General features: G+C 65.2%; 12 protein-coding genes and 1 riboswitch. Of the genes, 4 read left to right on the plus strand and 8 right to left on the minus strand.

Annotated features, from left to right (window positions below; all coding sequences use genetic code 11):
- Positions 1–4 precede the first annotated feature (4 nt).
- Complete coding sequence (locus tag BG83_RS0121155) at positions 5–1,699, minus strand: glycosyltransferase family 39 protein (protein WP_024978596.1); 1,695 nt, start codon at positions 1,697–1,699, stop codon at positions 5–7.
- A 385-nt stretch (positions 1,700–2,084) separates the two neighbouring features.
- Between BG83_RS0121155 and BG83_RS0121165 the strand changes: the two genes are divergently transcribed.
- Positions 2,085–3,308: a Zn-dependent hydrolase gene (locus BG83_RS0121165; protein ID WP_235193232.1), complete on the plus strand. Its 1,224-nt coding sequence runs from the start codon at positions 2,085–2,087 to the stop codon at positions 3,306–3,308.
- 100 nt (positions 3,309–3,408) lie between these two features.
- Positions 3,409–3,564: riboswitch (FMN riboswitch) on the plus strand.
- 126 nt (positions 3,565–3,690) lie between these two features.
- Positions 3,691–4,416 (plus strand): 3,4-dihydroxy-2-butanone-4-phosphate synthase, encoded by a 726-nt coding sequence (gene ribB / locus BG83_RS0121170; protein WP_024978598.1) that lies wholly within the window; start codon positions 3,691–3,693, stop codon positions 4,414–4,416.
- Between the two features lie 36 nt (positions 4,417–4,452).
- On the opposite strand, the gene BG83_RS0121175 is transcribed toward ribB, so the two are convergent.
- From BG83_RS0121175 to BG83_RS0121195, 5 genes are all read right to left on the minus strand, one after another.
- Positions 4,453–5,079 (minus strand): bifunctional 4-hydroxy-2-oxoglutarate aldolase/2-dehydro-3-deoxy-phosphogluconate aldolase, encoded by a 627-nt coding sequence (locus tag BG83_RS0121175; protein ID WP_024978599.1) that lies wholly within the window; start codon positions 5,077–5,079, stop codon positions 4,453–4,455.
- 34 nt (positions 5,080–5,113) lie between these two features.
- Positions 5,114–6,466 (minus strand): gluconate:H+ symporter, encoded by a 1,353-nt coding sequence (locus BG83_RS0121180; protein WP_024978600.1) that lies wholly within the window; start codon positions 6,464–6,466, stop codon positions 5,114–5,116.
- A 91-nt stretch (positions 6,467–6,557) separates the two neighbouring features.
- The gene (locus tag BG83_RS0121185; protein ID WP_024978601.1) at positions 6,558–6,944 is read right to left on the minus strand and encodes a RidA family protein; all 387 of its coding nucleotides are present in this window, start codon (positions 6,942–6,944) and stop codon (positions 6,558–6,560) included.
- 42 nt (positions 6,945–6,986) lie between these two features.
- Entirely contained in the window at positions 6,987–8,483 is a 1,497-nt protein-coding gene (locus BG83_RS0121190; RefSeq protein WP_024978602.1) for a D-aminoacylase, read from the minus strand.
- Positions 8,484–8,496: 13 nt separating this feature from the next.
- Positions 8,497–9,366 (minus strand): MurR/RpiR family transcriptional regulator, encoded by an 870-nt coding sequence (locus tag BG83_RS0121195; protein ID WP_024978603.1) that lies wholly within the window; start codon positions 9,364–9,366, stop codon positions 8,497–8,499.
- 167 nt (positions 9,367–9,533) lie between these two features.
- Here BG83_RS0121195 and BG83_RS0121200 point away from each other — a divergent pair, with 167 nt between their 5' ends.
- Positions 9,534–10,811, plus strand: coding sequence for an amino acid deaminase (locus BG83_RS0121200; RefSeq protein ID WP_024978604.1), 1,278 nt, complete (start codon positions 9,534–9,536; stop codon positions 10,809–10,811).
- Between the two features lie 12 nt (positions 10,812–10,823).
- Positions 10,824–11,750 (plus strand): sugar kinase, encoded by a 927-nt coding sequence (locus tag BG83_RS0121205; protein ID WP_024978605.1) that lies wholly within the window; start codon positions 10,824–10,826, stop codon positions 11,748–11,750.
- Between the two features lie 331 nt (positions 11,751–12,081).
- Here the strand turns inward: BG83_RS0121205 and BG83_RS0121210 are convergent, their stop codons facing one another.
- Together BG83_RS0121210 and BG83_RS0121215 are read right to left on the minus strand one after the other, a co-directional pair.
- Positions 12,082–14,511, minus strand: coding sequence for a penicillin acylase family protein (locus BG83_RS0121210; protein ID WP_024978606.1), 2,430 nt, complete (start codon positions 14,509–14,511; stop codon positions 12,082–12,084).
- Positions 14,512–14,779: 268 nt separating this feature from the next.
- Positions 14,780–16,816 (minus strand): ATP-binding protein, encoded by a 2,037-nt coding sequence (locus BG83_RS0121215; protein ID WP_419177614.1) that lies wholly within the window; start codon positions 16,814–16,816, stop codon positions 14,780–14,782.
- Positions 16,817–16,872 lie beyond the last annotated feature (56 nt).

Consider the following 16,872-nt stretch of genomic DNA (forward strand, 5'->3'; position numbering starts at 1 on the left):
GCGCTTACCGCCGCGCCACCACCACCTTGTCGGCAGATTCGGCCACCAGGCGCATCGGCACACCGGCGGCTTGGAGTTTCTGCCACGTGGTGCGGCGCATGAATGCGTAGGCGGGTGGCCCGTCGGTCCAGCGCTTGATCCATTCGTCTGTGGTGGCAACGACCTTGCTCGGCTCCAGGCCGGCGCCCATTTCCAGTTCGTCAAAGCCGGAGACCAGCGTCATTGGGCGACCGAGGTAGTAGATAGCTGTCTGATCTAGCCACTCGACCGAGTAGAACGGCGTCTCGGCCGGAATCGGGCCCGTCGCGCTCAGCGTCTTTTCGATGACGTCGCGGGCAGACAGTGCGTCGCGGAAGATCTCGCTGGCGTTGAGCACGCGGTCCCAGCAGAGCAGGGCGGAGATCGACAGCACGATCACGGCCACGGTGCGCCTTTGCCAGCGCAGCGCCACAAGTGCAGCCAGCGTGCCGACGGCCAGCATGGCCATCACCTGACGCAACGCAGGCATGGCCAGCGCAACCTGTTCGGCGGGCATCTTCGCGCCGGCCTTGGCGCCGATCATCGGCACCGCAAACCACAAGCCGATGGCGATCAGCAGATTGACGCCCAGCGACCACGCAACGGCGCGCGTGGGCATCTTCTCCAGCGCCAAAGCCAGCGCAATCGCCAGCGCAGGGAAGGCCGGGACGATGTAGCCCGGCAGCTTCGAGTTGGATACCGAGAAGAACAGGAAAATCATTCCCGCCCACGCAATCGACCAGCGCATCAGGTCAAACTGTCGCGTGCCAACGAAGAGATCGGCCACGCGCCCCATGCGCCGGCCGATGGCCGCAAACAACAGGGGCGTCCACGGCAGCAGCCCAGCCAGGCCCACCGCAATGAAGTACCACCACTTGCCGCTGCGATGGTGCTCGTTGGTCAGGAAGCGCTCGAAATGCTCGTGGATGAAGAAGAAATGGAAGAACTCGGGGTTGCGCTCCTGCACGACGACGAACCATGGCACCGTGGCGATCAGGTACAGCGCAAGGCCGGGTAGCCAATGCATGCGGCGGATCAGTGCCCAGTCCCGCGTCATCAGCAGGTAGGCCACGCCGATCAAGCCCGGGACGACCAGCCCGATCAAGCCCTTGGTGAGTGTCGCGCCCGCCAGCGCCAGCCAGACCACCAGCATCCACGCGAGCTGCCCGCGACTCGATGCACCGGGCCGCTGGGCCAACGCAAAACCGCACGCACCGACGGTCAGGAAGAAGCCCACGCCCATGTCGAGCGTGATGACTTGGCCGAACAGCAGATACAGCAGCGATGAGGCGAGAATCGCCGCACCGGTTGCCGCCGCGCGCCCACCACGATAGACCGCCAGCGTCCAGGCCGTCATCAGGATGCCGCCCAGGCCGAACAGCACCGGCCACAGGCGCGCACCCCAGGCATTGACGCCGAATGCCTGGAACGTGGCGGCCGTCGTCCAGTACTGCAGGGGCGGCTTCTCGAAGTATTTGAGGTCGTTTAGGCGCGGAGTCACCCAATCGCCCGAGACCACCATCTCGCGCGGGATCTCCGCATAGCGGCCTTCATCTGGCCGGAAGAGGGTGGAACGTTGGAACAGGTCATCCGTCCACAGCGCGAGGAATACGGCGATGAGCGCGATGACAATCAGCGCCATCCATGGCGAGCGGCGGGAAGAAACGAGGCGGGATTCCATGCTGGGGTGAACTTCGCGGGCACGGTCGGAAAGGGGGGATTCTAGTCGATGCCGGATTAGCGGATGGTTAGCCCGGCCAAATGTCCAGACTCTGCCCCTGACCTGCTGCGCATGTTTCTCGCCATCGACGTGCCATTGATCGGCCGCCAGGCCACCGCCATTCACATCATGCGCGCGGGCGAAGAAGTCCGCCGATTGCCGTTGAGCTCTACATAGCCATTTCCCGCCGGTCGCAGCAACGACGGAATGCACGCATCGCGCCAGCCGTATTTGCCCGATTTATAGCCCGAATAAAGATTCACAATTTGACGCGCATTTTGCGATTGCCAGATAAAGACGGCTGGATGCGCCGAGCCGGTCGGCGTGCATGCAAAGGAATGGAGACATGTTGAAGGTCAACGGGGCGCGGCTGTGGTCGAGCCTGATGGAAATGGCAGCGGTTGGGGGCACGTTCAAGGGCGGCGTGCGGCGCCTCGCGCTGACGAAAGAAGACGCCGCTGGGCGCGCGCTGTTCGCACGCTGGTGCGAAGACGCGGGCATGACGCTCAGCACAGACCGCGTCGGCAATCTGTTCGCACGCCGCGCCGGCAAGTCCGCCGAAGCCCGCGCTGTGGCGAGCGGCAGCCATCTCGACACGCAGCCCGAAGGCGGGCGCTTTGATGGCGTCTACGGCGTGTTGGCCGCGCTGGAAGTCGCGCGCACGCTCAACGACGCGGGCATCGAAACGGACAAGCCCATCGAGATCGTTGTGTGGACCAACGAGGAGGGGGCGCGCTTCACGCCCGCCATGTTGGGCTCTGCCGCATTTGCGGGCGTGATGCCGCTGGAACAGGCGCTGGCCTCGCGTGATGCGCTGGGCGTCTCCGTGGCCGATGCGCTGGCGGCGACCGGCTACGCAGGCGAACGCGCCATCCCCGGTACGCCGTTCGACGCGTATTTCGAGGCGCATATCGAGCAAGGCCCGATCCTGGAAGAGAACGGCGTGCCGATTGGCGTCGTTACCGGCGGGCAGGCGATCCGCTGGCTCGATGTGCGTGTGCAGGGCCAGGCGGCGCATGCGGGCACCACGCCAATGCGCTTCCGGCGCGATGCGATGTTCGCGGCCGCCGAGATGGCGGCCTCGCTGGAAACGCTGGTCGAGATGTTTGCCCCGCATGGTCTGGTGACCATTGGCGAAGTCGGTATCCGCAATGCCTCACGCAACACCATCGCCGCCGATCTTACCTTCACGGTGGACTTGCGCCACCACGAAGACGCTCGCATCGCCGAGATGGAAACCGCGCTGCGTGAGCGTTTTGCCGCCATTGCCGAGCGCCGTGGCCTGGCCGTGCAGATCGACCAGCATTGGGTCAGCCCGGCCACGCTGTTCGACGCGGCCTGCGTGAAGGCGGTGGCCGATGCGGTGGAAGCACTCGACTACCCGCACCAGCGCATCGTGAGTGGCGCCGGGCACGACGCCATCCACATCGCTAAGCATTGCCCGACGGCGATGATCTTCATCCCGTGCGTCAACGGTCTGAGCCACAACGAAGCCGAAGACGCGCTGCCCGAAGATGTGACGCGCGGCGCCGATGTGCTGCTGCATGCCATGCTGGCCCGGGCGCAGTGAACGAGATAGCGAGATAGCACTTTGCCCGCCCCGTCAGTAGGGTCGAATCGTTGCAACTTGTTGCGGTAGCATTGCGCTTGCCGGCGATCCTGCCGGTTCAGTACGTCTTCAGGGCGGGGTGGAATTCCCCACCGGCGGTATGCGGACCGTGCGTCCGTGAGCCCGCGAGCGCCTTGCATGCGCCTGCATGCAAGGGTCAGCAGATCCGGTGAGATGCCGGGGCCGACGGTCAGAGTCCGGATGGAAGAAGATGTGCGGAACAACACGCCCGTGCGACAGGGGCGCGCTTGGCTTTGCGCCGGGCTGCGCCGCTGCATGGCGCGCGCGTGTTTGTCTGCTTGCCCTGGAACGTCTTGTCGCCAATCTTGCGAGGAGCGTTTCCATGTTGTCCACTCAGCAATCCCCTGTAGTTCACCCGCCCGCATTGCCTGCCCGCAATGTGATGCTTGACGCCATCGACGCCCGCTTTGATCCGGCCGACATGCCCGCGCGCATGGCCGCTGCGCTCGATGCGGTGCGGCTGGGCGTGCCCGTTGTCGTGCTCGACGATGCCGACCGCGAGAACGAGGCCGACCTCATCGTCGCTGCAGACAAGCTCACGCAGGCCAGCATGGCCATGCTCATTCGCGAGTGCAGCGGCATCGTCTGCCTGTGCCTGACGGCGGAGAAGAGCGCATCGCTCGGCTTGCGCCCGATGGTGGAAGACAACCGCAGCCAGTACGGCACGGCGTTCACGGTGTCGATCGAGGCACGCACGGGCGTCAGTACCGGCGTGTCAGCGGCGGACCGCATCACGACCATCCGCGCAGCCATTGCGGACGACGCCGATACGCAATCGGTCGTCAGCCCCGGGCATGTGTTTCCGCTGGTGGCTAAGGAGGGTGGTGTATTGGCGCGGCGCGGTCATACCGAGGGCTCGGTCGACCTGGCACGCCTGGCGGGCCTGCCGCCGGCTGCCGTGCTATGCGAGTTGATGCTGCCCGACGGCACCATGGCGCGCCGTGACGACGCGGTGCGTTTCGCTGATCAGCACAACCTGCCGGTGCTGACCATTGAAGACATCGTTCAATACCGGGAGCAGATGGAGCGCGCGGTCAGCTTCGTCTAACGCCAAAGCCGGCCGCGCGAAAGGGGCGAGGTTGACTTACCGCTTGAGCGCGGCCGCTTCCTTGGCGAGCGCCGTGATGCCTGCCCAGTCGCCGGCAGCGACCTTGTCCTTGGGCACCATCCACGAGCCGCCTACGCACACCACGTTGGGCAGCGCGAGGTAGTCGGGCGCGCTTTGCGGCGTGATGCCGCCGGTTGGGCAGAAACGCACATCGCCGAACGGTCCGTAGATCGACTTGAGCATCGGGATGCCGCCCGCCGCTTCGGCCGGGAAGAACTTGAGCGTGTTCAGGCCGAACTCCAGTGCCAGGATCAGCTCGGACGGCGTAGCGATGCCCGGCAGCCAGTCCAGTTCTGTCTTGGCTTGTGCCACGGCCAACATGGGCGTAATGCCTGGCGACACCGCGAACACCGCACCGGCATCCTTCGCCTGCTGGAAATGCTCCGGCCGCGTGAGCGTGCCGGCACCGACGATGGCATCGCTGCCCAGGTCATTCACCACCGCACGGATCACATCCAGCGCCACCGGCGTGCGCATCGTGATCTCGAACGTGCGGATACCGCCCTCGTACAGCGCGCGGCACACCTTGACGCCTTCATCGACAGATTGGAACTGCAGCACCGGGATGACCGGGCCGGCCTTGACGACGGAATCGATACCCACAACGTTCTCCTAGATCAACTTCAACGGAACAAGCTTAAACGACGGTCGCCAGCGCAAGCGTGAGCAGCAGCGCGACGATCGAGATGATGGTTTCCAGCACCGTCCATGTCTTGAAGGTCTGCGGCACGGTCAGGTTGAAATACTCTTTCACCAGCCAGAAGCCGCCGTCGTTCACGTGCGACAGGATCAGCGACCCGGCGCCGGTGGCCAGCACCATCAGCTCCGGCTTGACGGCGGCGCCCGAAGCGGCGGCGATCGGGGCCACGATGCCGCAGGCGGTCGTCATTGCAACAGTGGCCGAACCCGTGGCGATACGGATCAGCACAGCCACCACCCAGCCCAGCAGCAGCGGCGACAGATGGGCATCGGTGGCGACAGCCACGATGGCCTTCGACACGCCCGAGTCACGCAGGATCTGGCCGAAACCGCCGCCCGCGCCCACCACCAGCGTGATCGTGGCGATCGGTGCCAGGCACTCGTTGGTGAACTTGAGGATGGTCTCGCGGTTGAAGCCGCGTGCCTTGCCGAACGTGTAGAAGCTCACGATGGCAGCAATCAGCAGGGCCATCACCGAGTTGCCTGCCAGCTTGAGAATGTCGTTCGCCAGCGTCTTGGGCGCGGCGATCAGGTCGGCCCAGCTACCGATCAGCATCAGCACCACCGGCAGCAGGATCGTGAACAGCGTCACGCCAAAGCCCGGCAGTTCGCGCTTCTGGTCGGCTTCAACAAACTGCGCGGCCAGCGGGTTGTTCTCGTCCGGCTTGACGTAGCGCGAGACCAGCATTGCCCACAGCGGACCGGCCAGAATGGCCGTCGGCAGGCCGACGATCAGCGCATACATGATGGTCTTGCCGATGTCGGCCTGGTAAGCCGTCACCGCCAGCAGCGCGGCCGGGTGCGGGGGGATCAGACCGTGCACCACCGACAGGCCGGCCACCATCGGCAGGCCGACCATCAGGATCGGCGTGCCCGTGCGCTTGGCCACGTTGAAGGCGATCGGGATCAGCAGCACGAAACCGACTTCAAAGAACACCGGCAAACCGATGATGAACGCCACGACCATCATGGCCCAGTGCGCGTTCTTCTCGCCAAAGGCACTGATGAGCGTTTTGGCGATGCGCTCGGCACCCCCGGATTCCGCCATCATCTTGCCGAGCATCGTCCCCAGGCCCACCACCAGTGCAATGTGGCCGAGCGTGCCGCCCACGCCGGTTTCGAACGCTTTGACGATATTGCCCATCGGCATACCGACCACCACGCCCAGCGCGAGCGAGACGACGATCAGCGTGACGAACGGGTTCAGTTTCTGGACAGCAATCAGGTAGATCAGCGCAACCACCGCCAGCGCGGCGGTCAGCAATAGCGAGTTGCCTTGCATCGGGACCATCGGGTTTCCTCCTCAGGGATATTCACGGCTCTTGTTGTCGTGGGCGCGCCGTTGTGCGGGCGCCCGTTTTGAACTGCGCTTGTATTGCGCGTTACGGCTTCTTGTAGGCCACGCAATCGACTTCAACCTTGCAGTCGATCACCATGCTCGACACCACGCACGCACGTGCGGGCGGGTTGGCGCCGAAGTACTCCTTGAACACCTTGTTGAACGACTGGAAGTCGCGCGGATCATCCAGCCACACACCGCAGCGCACGACGTGTTCGGGGCCGTAGCCCGCTTCGGCCAGGATGGCGAGCACGTTCTTGATGGTCTGGTGCGATTGCTCGACGATGCCGCTGCCGACCACCTCGCCATTCACCATGGGCGTCTGGCCCGAGACAAACAGCCAGCCGTCTGCGCCGGCCGCGCGGGCAAAGGGCAGGTGCTGGCCACCGGTGCCGGTGCCGCCTTCAACGCCAATTCGGGTAATCGTCATCGCTACGTTCCTTCTTTCAAAACTCTCAAACAAACTCGGATTTCAGTGGACTTCGGTGGCCGCAACTGCCTGCGCACGCGGCCCGCGCTTGAGAAAGCGCCCCGCGCCGGGTGTCTGTACCGCGGGCTGCGCGGCACCACCCTGATATGACAGATGGCCGTTGACCCACACTGCCGCAATACCCGCCGCGGGTTGCTGCGGGTCGGTAAAGGTGGCGACATCGCGCACCGTTTCGGGATCGAACAAAACGAGATCCGCCCAATAGCCCTCGCGCACCAGGCCGCGTTCGGTCAGGCCGAAGCGCTCGGCGGACTGGCCTGTCATCTTGCGGATGGCGGCCGCGAGCGAGAGCAGCTTGCGCTCGCGGCTGTAGTACCCCAGCACGCGCGGAAAGGCGCCCCATAGGCGCGGATGCGGTTTCGGATCGTTCGGCAGGCCGTCGGAGCCGATCACCGTGGCAGGGTGGGTGATGATGCGGTCCAGATCCTGCGCGGACATGTTGTGGTACACGGCGCCGGCCGGCTGCAGGCGGCGCGCGGCGTCCATCAGGTCGGTGCCCCACGCGGCGGCGATCTCCTTGAGCGTCTGTCCGGCCATGCCGGGCTCGGGCTCCGACCACGTGATGAAGATGTCGAATTCGTCCGTCACCTGCTTGAGGTCAAGCGTGGACGAGCTTGCGGTGTACGGATAGCAGTCGCACCCTACGGGCTGATAGCGCTGCGCACCTTCGATCGATTCCAGCACTTCGCCGGCACGGCCCCAGTTGGCGGCGCCCGCGCACTTCAGGTGCGAGATCACGATGGGCACGCGCGCATGCTTGCCGATGCGATACGCCTCGTCCATCGCATCCAGAATCGCGGCAAATTCGGTACGTAGATGCGTCGTGTAGATGGCGCCGGCCTCGGCCAGCGGCTCCGCCAGACCCATCACTTCCTCGGTGGTCGACGCAAAGGCGTTGGCGTAGGCCAGACCGGTCGACAGGCCCAGCGCGCCGTGGTCGAGCGCCTCGCGCAGTTGTGTGCGCATGCCCTCGACTTCATCAGGAGTGGCGGGGCGGTCGAGGCGGTCCAGGTGGTTGTTGCGCAGCGCCGTGTGGCCGACCAGCGCGGCGACGTTCACCGCCGGCTTGGCGCGCTCCACGGCATCCACGTACGACGCGAAGGTCGGGTACGCAAATGCGCTGGCGGGCCCGAGCAGGTTCATCGGGTCGGGCGGTTCGCCCTTCAGCGTAGCGGGCGACGCGCTGATGCCGCAGTTCCCCACGATGACCGTCGTAATGCCCTGCGACACCTTGCAAAGCATGTCGGGCGTGCGGATCACGTTGGTGTCGTCGTGCGTATGCACGTCGATGAAGCCGGGGGCGAGGACGCGGCCTTCGCCGGCGATTTCCGCATCCCCCAGCCAGGCGGTGGAGTCGGATGTGGCGATGGCGGCGATGCGGCCGTCGGTGATGGCCACGTCGAACAGCGTGGCCTCGGGTTCGTGGCCGCTGCCGTCCACAATGCGGACCTGACGGATGACAGTGTCGTACTGCTGCATGTGCTGCTCCTGCTCAATCCCCGAGCGGCTGGCGATTGCCGCCGCCGCGATGCGCATCGAGCACGTACTTGATGCGCCGTAAGAGCTCCTTGCTGCGATCGGCCTGCTGCAGTGCGACCTCGGTGGCCAGCAGGTCGATCATCATCATCATGGCGTAGCGCGATGACGACGGCTTGAAGATGAAATCGGTTTCCATGGCCTGGATCGGCAGCAAGACATCGGCCAGCGCCGCCAGCGGCGAGCCGATGGCTGTAATGGCGACGATCTTGGCGCCGTACTCGCGCGCGATGGTCACGCTGTCGATCACCTCTGGCACGTGCCCGGTGACGGAAAACACGACCACCACATCGTCTGGGCTGAGCGTGGCTGCGACCATCCGCTGCAGCATCGAATCATGATAGGTGGTGACCGGCCGTCCCAGGCGGGCGAGGCGGTAGCGCATTTCATCGGCCATGGTGGTCGAGCCGCCACCCATGCCGAATACGGCAATCATGCGCGCCGCCACCAGCGCCACTGCCGCGGCGCGGAACGCCTCGGGCTGCACCAGCGCGCGGTTGGCCTCCAGCACATTGCTGATGTCGGCCAGGATGCCGTCGGCGCTGGAGGGCGGGCGGTCTGCGCCGCCATCCAGAAAGCGCTGGCCGACTGCGGCCGCCTGCGCTAGCTTGAGCTTGAGTTCACGCACGTCGCGGCAACCCATCGCCTTGGCAAAGCGGGTGACGCTGGCCTCACTCACGCCGGCGCGTTCGGCCAGCGTCTGGATGCTGCCGGCGGCGGCTTCGGCAATGTCGCTCAAGACCGTCTGCGCGACCTTCTGCTCGGCGGGGCGCAGTTCTGCGGCGCGCTGGGAGAGTCGGGTCACGATGTCCATCGGTTCACGCATGAGGTCGGGCTTAGGGTCTCGCATTCTGGTCTGGCCCCCGGTAGTCGTCCGGATAGCGGCTTGGAGAGTGCTTTGGTACTTTGTAACAGGCTGGCCGGGAGAATAATTTCGCCGCTATCATTGTGTCAACCCGATGTTTACCCCCAAAGGAACGCGAATCGATTCCCATGAGTGATACAAAGTACCAAGGAGACGCCAACGCCGTCGTCAACCCGCTCGACAAGGGCTTGGGTGCGTTGGAAACCGCATGCGCGCCGGAGCAGATTGCTGCCCAGCGTTGGAATGTGTTGAACGAAGACCTGAACCTGCCCGCGGCGGTGCTCTCGCAATCGCGCGTGGAGCACAACCTGGCCTGGATGCAGCGCTTCGTGAGCGAATACGGTGCCAAGCTCGCGCCGCACGGCAAGACCACGATGGCCCCGCGCCTGTTCCAGCGCCAGCTGGCCGGCGGTGCATGGGGCATTACGCTGGCAACGGCGCACCAGACGCGCGTTGCTTATGCCCACGGCGTGCGCCGCGTCCTGATGGCCAACCAGTTGCTCGGCAAGCGCAACATGGGCATCCTGGCTGAGCTGCTGGCCGACCCGACGTTCGAGTTCTTCTGCCTTGTGGATGCGGCGGATCAGGTCGACCAGCTTGCCGCCTTCTTCGGCAAGGTCGGCCGTTCGATCCAAGTTCTGATCGAGCTGGGCGTGCAGGGCGGCCGCACCGGCGTGCGTGATGACGCGCAACTGCAATCGGTGCTCGACGCGCTTACGCGTGCTAACAGCGCCGTCAAGCTCGCAGGCGTTGAAGTCTATGAGGGCGTGATCAAGGAAGAGGCCGATATCCGTGGCTTCCTGCAGCGCGCCGTGAAGGTGATGGGGGATCTGGCGAAGGCGGGTCGCCTGCAACGCACGCCGGCCGTGCTGACCGGCGCGGGGTCGGCCTGGTACGACGTGGTGGCCGAAGAGTTCGCCAAGGCCAATATCGGCCAGCCGCTGGATGTCGTGCTGCGTCCGGGCTGCTACCTGACGCACGACGTGGGCATCTACCGCGCGGCGCAGGCCCGTATCGACGCCAACAACCCGATCGCGCACAAGATGCGTTCGAGCCTGCTGCCGGCGCTCCAGCTTTGGGCCTATGTGCAATCCGTGCCTGAGGCTGAACGCGCCATCATCGCAATGGGCAAACGTGACGCTGCATTCGACGCCGGCCTGCCGCTGCCGGTGCTGCATTTCCGCCCGGGTGACAAGACGCCTTCAGCTACGCCCGCGCACTGGGAAGTTACCGGCATGATGGATCAGCATGCCTACCTGAAGATCGCCCCCGGCGATGACATCAAGGTGGGCGACATGATCGCCTTCGATATCTCGCACCCGTGCCTGACGTTCGACAAGTGGCGCCAGATTTCGGTGGTTGACGATGCGTACAACGTGGTCGACGTTGTGCAGACCTACTTCTGAGCGAGAGCGCCCATGGCAGACATCCTCGCCTACGGCGAAGCGCTGATCGAGTTCAACCAGGCGGATTCCGGCAGCACGTCGTGGAATTTCGGCTTCGGCGGCGATACGTCGAACTTCTGCATTGCGGCGGCACGTCAGGGCGCACGCACCGGCTATATCAGCGCGGTGGGCGCCGATCGATTCGGCCAGGCGCTGCGCGCGCTATGGCAGGACGAGGGCGTGGACCACACCTACGTGCACACCGATACGCAGGCGCCCACGGGCCTGTACTTCGTGTCGCACGATGCGCGCGGCCACCACTTCGACTATCTGCGCGCGGGCTCGGCTGCGAGCCGCTTCCAGACGACGCAACTGCCGCTGCAGGCGATTGCGGCAGCCAAGGCGTTTCACCTGTCGGGCATCAGCCTCGCCATCAGCGATACGGCCTGCGACGCGGGTTTGGCGGCGATGGCGCATGCGCGGGCGTCGGGTGTGCTGGTGTCGTTCGACACTAACCTGCGCTTGCGCCTGTGGCCGCTCGCGCGTGCACGCGCCGTGATGCAGGAAGCGATGCGCACGTGCGATCTGTGTCTGCCGAGTTGGGACGATGTGACGGTACTGCTCGACTGCCATGACCGCGATGGCATTGTCGATACGCTGCTCGGCTGGGGCGTGAAGCTGGTGGCGCTCAAGATGGGCGCGGAAGGCTGCTACGTGGCCACGCCCGAGTCGCGCACGCTGGTGCCGCGTCACACCGTCAATGCGATTGACGCGACCGGCGCGGGCGATTGCTTTGGCGGGTCGTTCGTGGCGCGGATCGTGGCGGGGGATTCGCCGGTAGAGGCGGCGCGGTATGCGAATGTGGCTGCGGCGATTTCTACGACTGGGTATAGCGCGGTTGCGCCGATTCCTCGGGCGGAGGTGGTGCGGGCGGCGTTGGCCTCGGTTCAGGCTGCTTGAATGGGCGTTGCGGGTGGGCTTTGTGTTTCATCCCCTGCCGGGGCTGACTCACTTTCTTTGTCTTGCCAAAGAAAGTAAGCAAAGAAAGGCGCGCCCGATGCGGCGACAGATTCCTTGAATTTATGTGACCGTGCGGGGAAGGAGGCAAACTCGCTGCGCTCAGACAAGCCTCCTTCCTTTTTCCGCCCGCTCACAAAAATTCAAGGCGCCGCATAGGGCAGGGTACGGCCAAACCCTCGTGTGCCTGTGTTCGTGCCATGCGAACCTGTTGGGTAAAGAGAAACGCCACCGCATTGTTTGCGGTGGCGTTTCTCTTTTGTGCGTCGTGTGCTTACTTGGCCGGCACCAGATGCACTCGCGACTCGGTCGCCGCTTCCACCGCCTTGCGCGAATACAGCAGCGGGAAGTATTCGCCCTTGAGCCACAGGGGGGCCAGGTCGCGGTAGTGCGGGCTGTCGGGGTCACCGGACTGGCCGGGCAGGTTGACGGCGCGCGAGTTGTCCCAATTACCGACGTCCACCACCGTGCGGAACGATGGGCCGTTGGTCTGCAGGAAATCGGTCGCGCGATATGTCGATTGGTTGGGCGTGTAGGGGCTGCCGCCTTCGGGCGTGGGGCCGACGTTGAGCTTGGCGCGCGTGGCTTCGTCGACGATGGCGGCGAACGGATGGGCGTTCAGATTGTGGTGCAACTGGCCCCAGTTCCACGCTTGAGGGTTCGGGCCCTGGCGCCTGACCATATCGTTCCACGCCAGCTTCAGGCTGTCGAGCAGCACGGCATCGCGCTTGGCGGCGGCTTGCTGCGGGTCTTCGCCAAATTTGCGTTCGCTGCCTTGCGGGTGTTCGAGCGTGTCGAGCATGACGGCGGTATCGGGCGCGGCCATCGCCTCGGCGCCCGCCTTGGAGAGCACGGCGTTCTTGAACGCGCGGCCCAGATGGTGCGTGAACCAGACCTCATGCAGCGCGGCCTGCGGCGAATCCGCCAGCATGGTTGCGTTCCAACCCTTGAACAGATTGAGCGCGGCCTGCGTGTCGGCGTCGTTGGACGATAGCGGCGACAGCAGTGCCATCAGCCTGCGCGCCGGGATCGACACCATGTCGTTCTGCAGGCGCATCGAATCTTCGATCGACACCTTGTCCATCTTGGCCAGCACTTCGTCAATGCGTGCGTGGCGTGAGCCGTTGGTCCACTCAAAGCCCAGTTTCCGCTCGCGGTACGGGTAATCCGGCGGCAGGTTCATCTCGTTGGACGAGGTGAAGTAGCCTGACTTCGGGTTGTAGGTGCTGGGCAGTTGATCGCCGCGCCAGAAGCCGGCCCATTCGTAGCGGCCGTCACCGGGTACGGGCAGCAGGCCGTCCCAGTTCGGGCGGATCGGGGCGAGGCCGCCCGGCACCCAGCCGATGTTGCCCTTCGTGTCGGCATAGACCTGGTTTTCGGTGGGGGCGCCCCAGTTCATCATGGATTGCTTGAACTGCGCGAAGGTGCGTGCGCGCATGTAGCCCACCGAGCCGAAATACGGTGACATGCCCGGCGACAGCCATGCCGAGCGCACGGCATACGCGCGGTGCTTCTCGGCATCGATGTAGATGACAGGGCCGTGGCGCGTGAACGTCAAGTCGACGGGGTGGGATTCACCGCCGCGCACCTTCACGGTTTCATGCAGCACGGTGAAGGGCTCCCAGCCGCCGTTGTAGCGGTATTCGCTGTTGTTGGCCGGGTTCAACTCGTAGACGTAAAGGTCTTCCTGGTCGATGTTGAAGATGGTCAGGCCGAACGCGACGTGCCCGTTATGCCCGATCGATACGGCCGGCAGCGATGGTTCTCCGGCGCCGATGATGTCGAGCGTAGGTGTGCTGACGTGGGCGATGTAGCGCAGGCTCGGTGCCGAATACGCGCGGTGCGGGTCGTTGGCCATCACGGCGCGGCCGGTGGTGGATTTGCCCGGCGCGATGACCCAGTTGTTGCTGCCCTCCATGGTCTCTTCAAGGTTGGCGGCGGCGGCCACGCGCGTGCTGTCGACGTCTACGCCCTTGAGCGATTCAGGCGTGAGACGCACGCCCTGCGTGGCGAGCGTGAAGACCTTCAGCAGATCCTTCGGCAGGCACGGGTCCAGGCCTTCGGGCAACTGGGTTTGCCAGGCAGGCTGGAGGCCGAAGCGGATGGTGTCGTCAGCAAGGTTGGCCTTGCACGCCACGTTGGCGCGAGCGACTTCCGATTGCAGATTGCGCGTCAGCCCGTGGCTGCGGATGCGCACCACGTCTTCCGGCGCCCAGTGCGCGGGCGTGTAGTTCAGCTTGCGGAACTCGAGCGGTATCTGCTCCGGATGCTTGGCCAGCCAGTCGACATACGCGTTGATGCCGGCAACGAAGCGCGTGGCAATGCGCTGCGCATCGGGGCTGTAGTGATTCCATTCGACCTGCATTTCACCGCGATAGAGAAACAGCCGCGTCGCGCGATCCTGCTCGACATAGGCCGGCCCGAACACTTCCGAAAGTTGCCCCAGGCCCCGGCGGCGCCACAAGTCGATCTGGAACAGGCGGTCTCGCGCCGCGTTGAAGCCTTGGGCGAAGAAGCCATCGTCTTCGCTCTTGGCGTAGATATGCGGCACGCCCCAGCGGTCGATCAGGATGTCGGCGGGTTTTGACAGGCCGGCTACGGCGATGGTCTGGGTAGTCGCCTTGGGCGCGTTTTTGGCAACGGCCTGCGCGGAAATGCCGAGCGCAACGGCAGACAACAGCATGGGAAGCGAACGGATAAGCATGGCGATGCAGTCTCCTCTCTGAGCCCGGAATGCCAGCGCAGCCCAGATGGGCAGGGAGGATTCAGGCGTTCTTATGGATACGGCAGACAACCGCGAACGCGGCTGAGGGGAAGGGCAAGCTGGCCGATCGAGTGAGCCGGTGCTGGCAACTGCTAGGGGAGAGATGCCCACCGATCGGCACAGAGTGACGAGTATGCGGATGCGCCGCCACTTGCGCCAATGACTTTTGTTCGGTCAACCATTCCGTCAAGGCATGGTTGCCGATGTGTCACACCAGCGTCTCAGGCCCGGTCTTGCGATGCACATTGGCGGCCAGCACGTGGCCCAGCTCGCCCGGGAAGATCGGCTTCGTGATGACGGATTGATAACCGGCTTCCTTCGCTGCCTTCAGGCGGATCGGGTCGGCGAAAGCCGTCACGGCAATGGCGGGCAGGTCGGTCAAACCGCGTTCGCGCACGGCCCGCACCAACTGCATGCCGTCCATGCCGGGCATGGCGAGGTCGCTGACCAGCGCGTCGAACGGGTAGGCGTTGGCGACTGCATGTTCCAGCGCATCGAGCGCGGCGGCTCCGCTGGATACGGTGACAACCTCGGCGCCGTAGCGCTCCAGCATCAGGGCGATCACGCCGAGCGATTCGGGGTTGTCATCCACCGCCAGCACGCGAATGCCATCCAGCGTCGGCATGCCCGTACCTGCGACCAGGCCCGGCGTGCGGTTGGCCTGTTCGCCCGGCTGCGCGGCGTGCAGCGGCAACGACACGGCCATGGTGGTGCCACGGTCCGCGCCGCTGCTTGCCGCGGTGATGCGGCCGTGGTGCAGCTCGACGAGTTGCTTGGCAATCGCCAGCCCCAGGCCGAGCCCGCCGTGGCGGCGCGTGCTGGACAGATCCGCCTGCTGGAAGCGGTCAAAAATATGCGGCAGGAAGGCCGGCTCGATGCCGATGCCGGTGTCGCGTACGGTGGCGACCACGCCTTCGGGCGACGGGTGCACCGAGAGCCGGATGTGCCCGCCCTCGGGCGTGAACTTGACGGCGTTGGCCAGCAGGTTCCAGAACACCTGCTTCAGGCGCCCGGCATCGCCTTGCAGCATGGGCACGGGCAGGAATTCGGTATCGATGGTGATGTTCTTCTGGCGCGCCATGGGCTCGATGGTCTCGCGCGCGCGTTCCAGCACATCGGCCAGGTCCACGGGTCCGATCTCCAGCGGGACCTTGCCCGAGAGGATGGCCGACATGTCGAGCAAGTCGTCGATCAGGTGGACTTGCGTGCGGGCGCTGCGCTCGATGGCTTCAATGCCGCGCTTGAACATCGCTTCATCGTAGGCGCGCATGTTCAGCAATTGCGCCCAGCCCAGCACCGCATTGAGCGGCGTGCGCAGCTCGTGGCTGACCGTCGCCAGGAAATCGTCTTTCAGGCGGCTGGCACGCTCGGCTTCTTCGCGGGCGCGGGATTCGGCTTCGAGCAACTGCGTGCGGCGGGCCTCGGCCTGGCGGCGCTCGCTGATGTCGATCACGGCGTTGGTCAGACCGATGATCTCGCCGGTGTCGTCGCGCAGCGGCATGACCACCACGTCGTAGACCACGCGCTGCGTATGGCGCCGACGGAACGCGAACTCCACGCGCGTAGGCGTGCCGGTTGCGATGACGCGCTGGCCGGCCTCGGTCAGGCGCGATGCGGCGCGGCGGCCGAACACTTCGCGCACCGTCCGCCCCAACAGCTGTTCGGGCTGAAGGCCGAACACGGGGTTGTGCACCCACGTGAAGTGCATCGTGTTGTCGACGTCGTAGAGCGAAATGGGCGAGGCCTGCAGCGCGGCCAGCAGGCGTTGCTGCGACAGGCGCTGCTGGGTTTCAGCCCGTGCGCGGCGTTCGGCCCCGGCGCGGGCGCGGCGCAACTGCTCGCACAAGCCGCAGATAAGCAGTGCGCCCACCCCAAATACCGTCATCTGGATCGGCGTGAGGGGCACAGCGGCGGGCCAGCTTTGCAGCGCGGCCAGTCCCATGAACAGCCCCGCATAGGAGACGATGGCCAGCATGCCCGGCCAGAACCCGCCGTACCACGCCGCAATCGTCACCACCGGAAAAGCGAGGTAGAACGGCAGATGGATGCCCATCGCCGATTCGAGCAGCACCCGTCCGATGGTGCCGACGGCGGCCACACCCACCGCCACCAGCCATGCCGATGGGCGAATGGCCGGTGTCACGGTAAACCCGCTGGTGCTGAAGGGCCCAGGGTCCGGCAACCGGGCAGGGCCGGCAGCGCGCGTGTCCGACGGGCGGGACGATGGGGGCAGGATGGACGTCACAGTCGGGCGCAATACCGGGCGGAGAACAAAGCAGCCAAAGGTGACTCAGGATACGA

Origin of the sequence: Ralstonia pickettii (genome assembly GCF_000607165.1) — a bacterium.
GTDB lineage: Bacteria > Pseudomonadota > Gammaproteobacteria > Burkholderiales > Burkholderiaceae > Ralstonia > Ralstonia holmesii.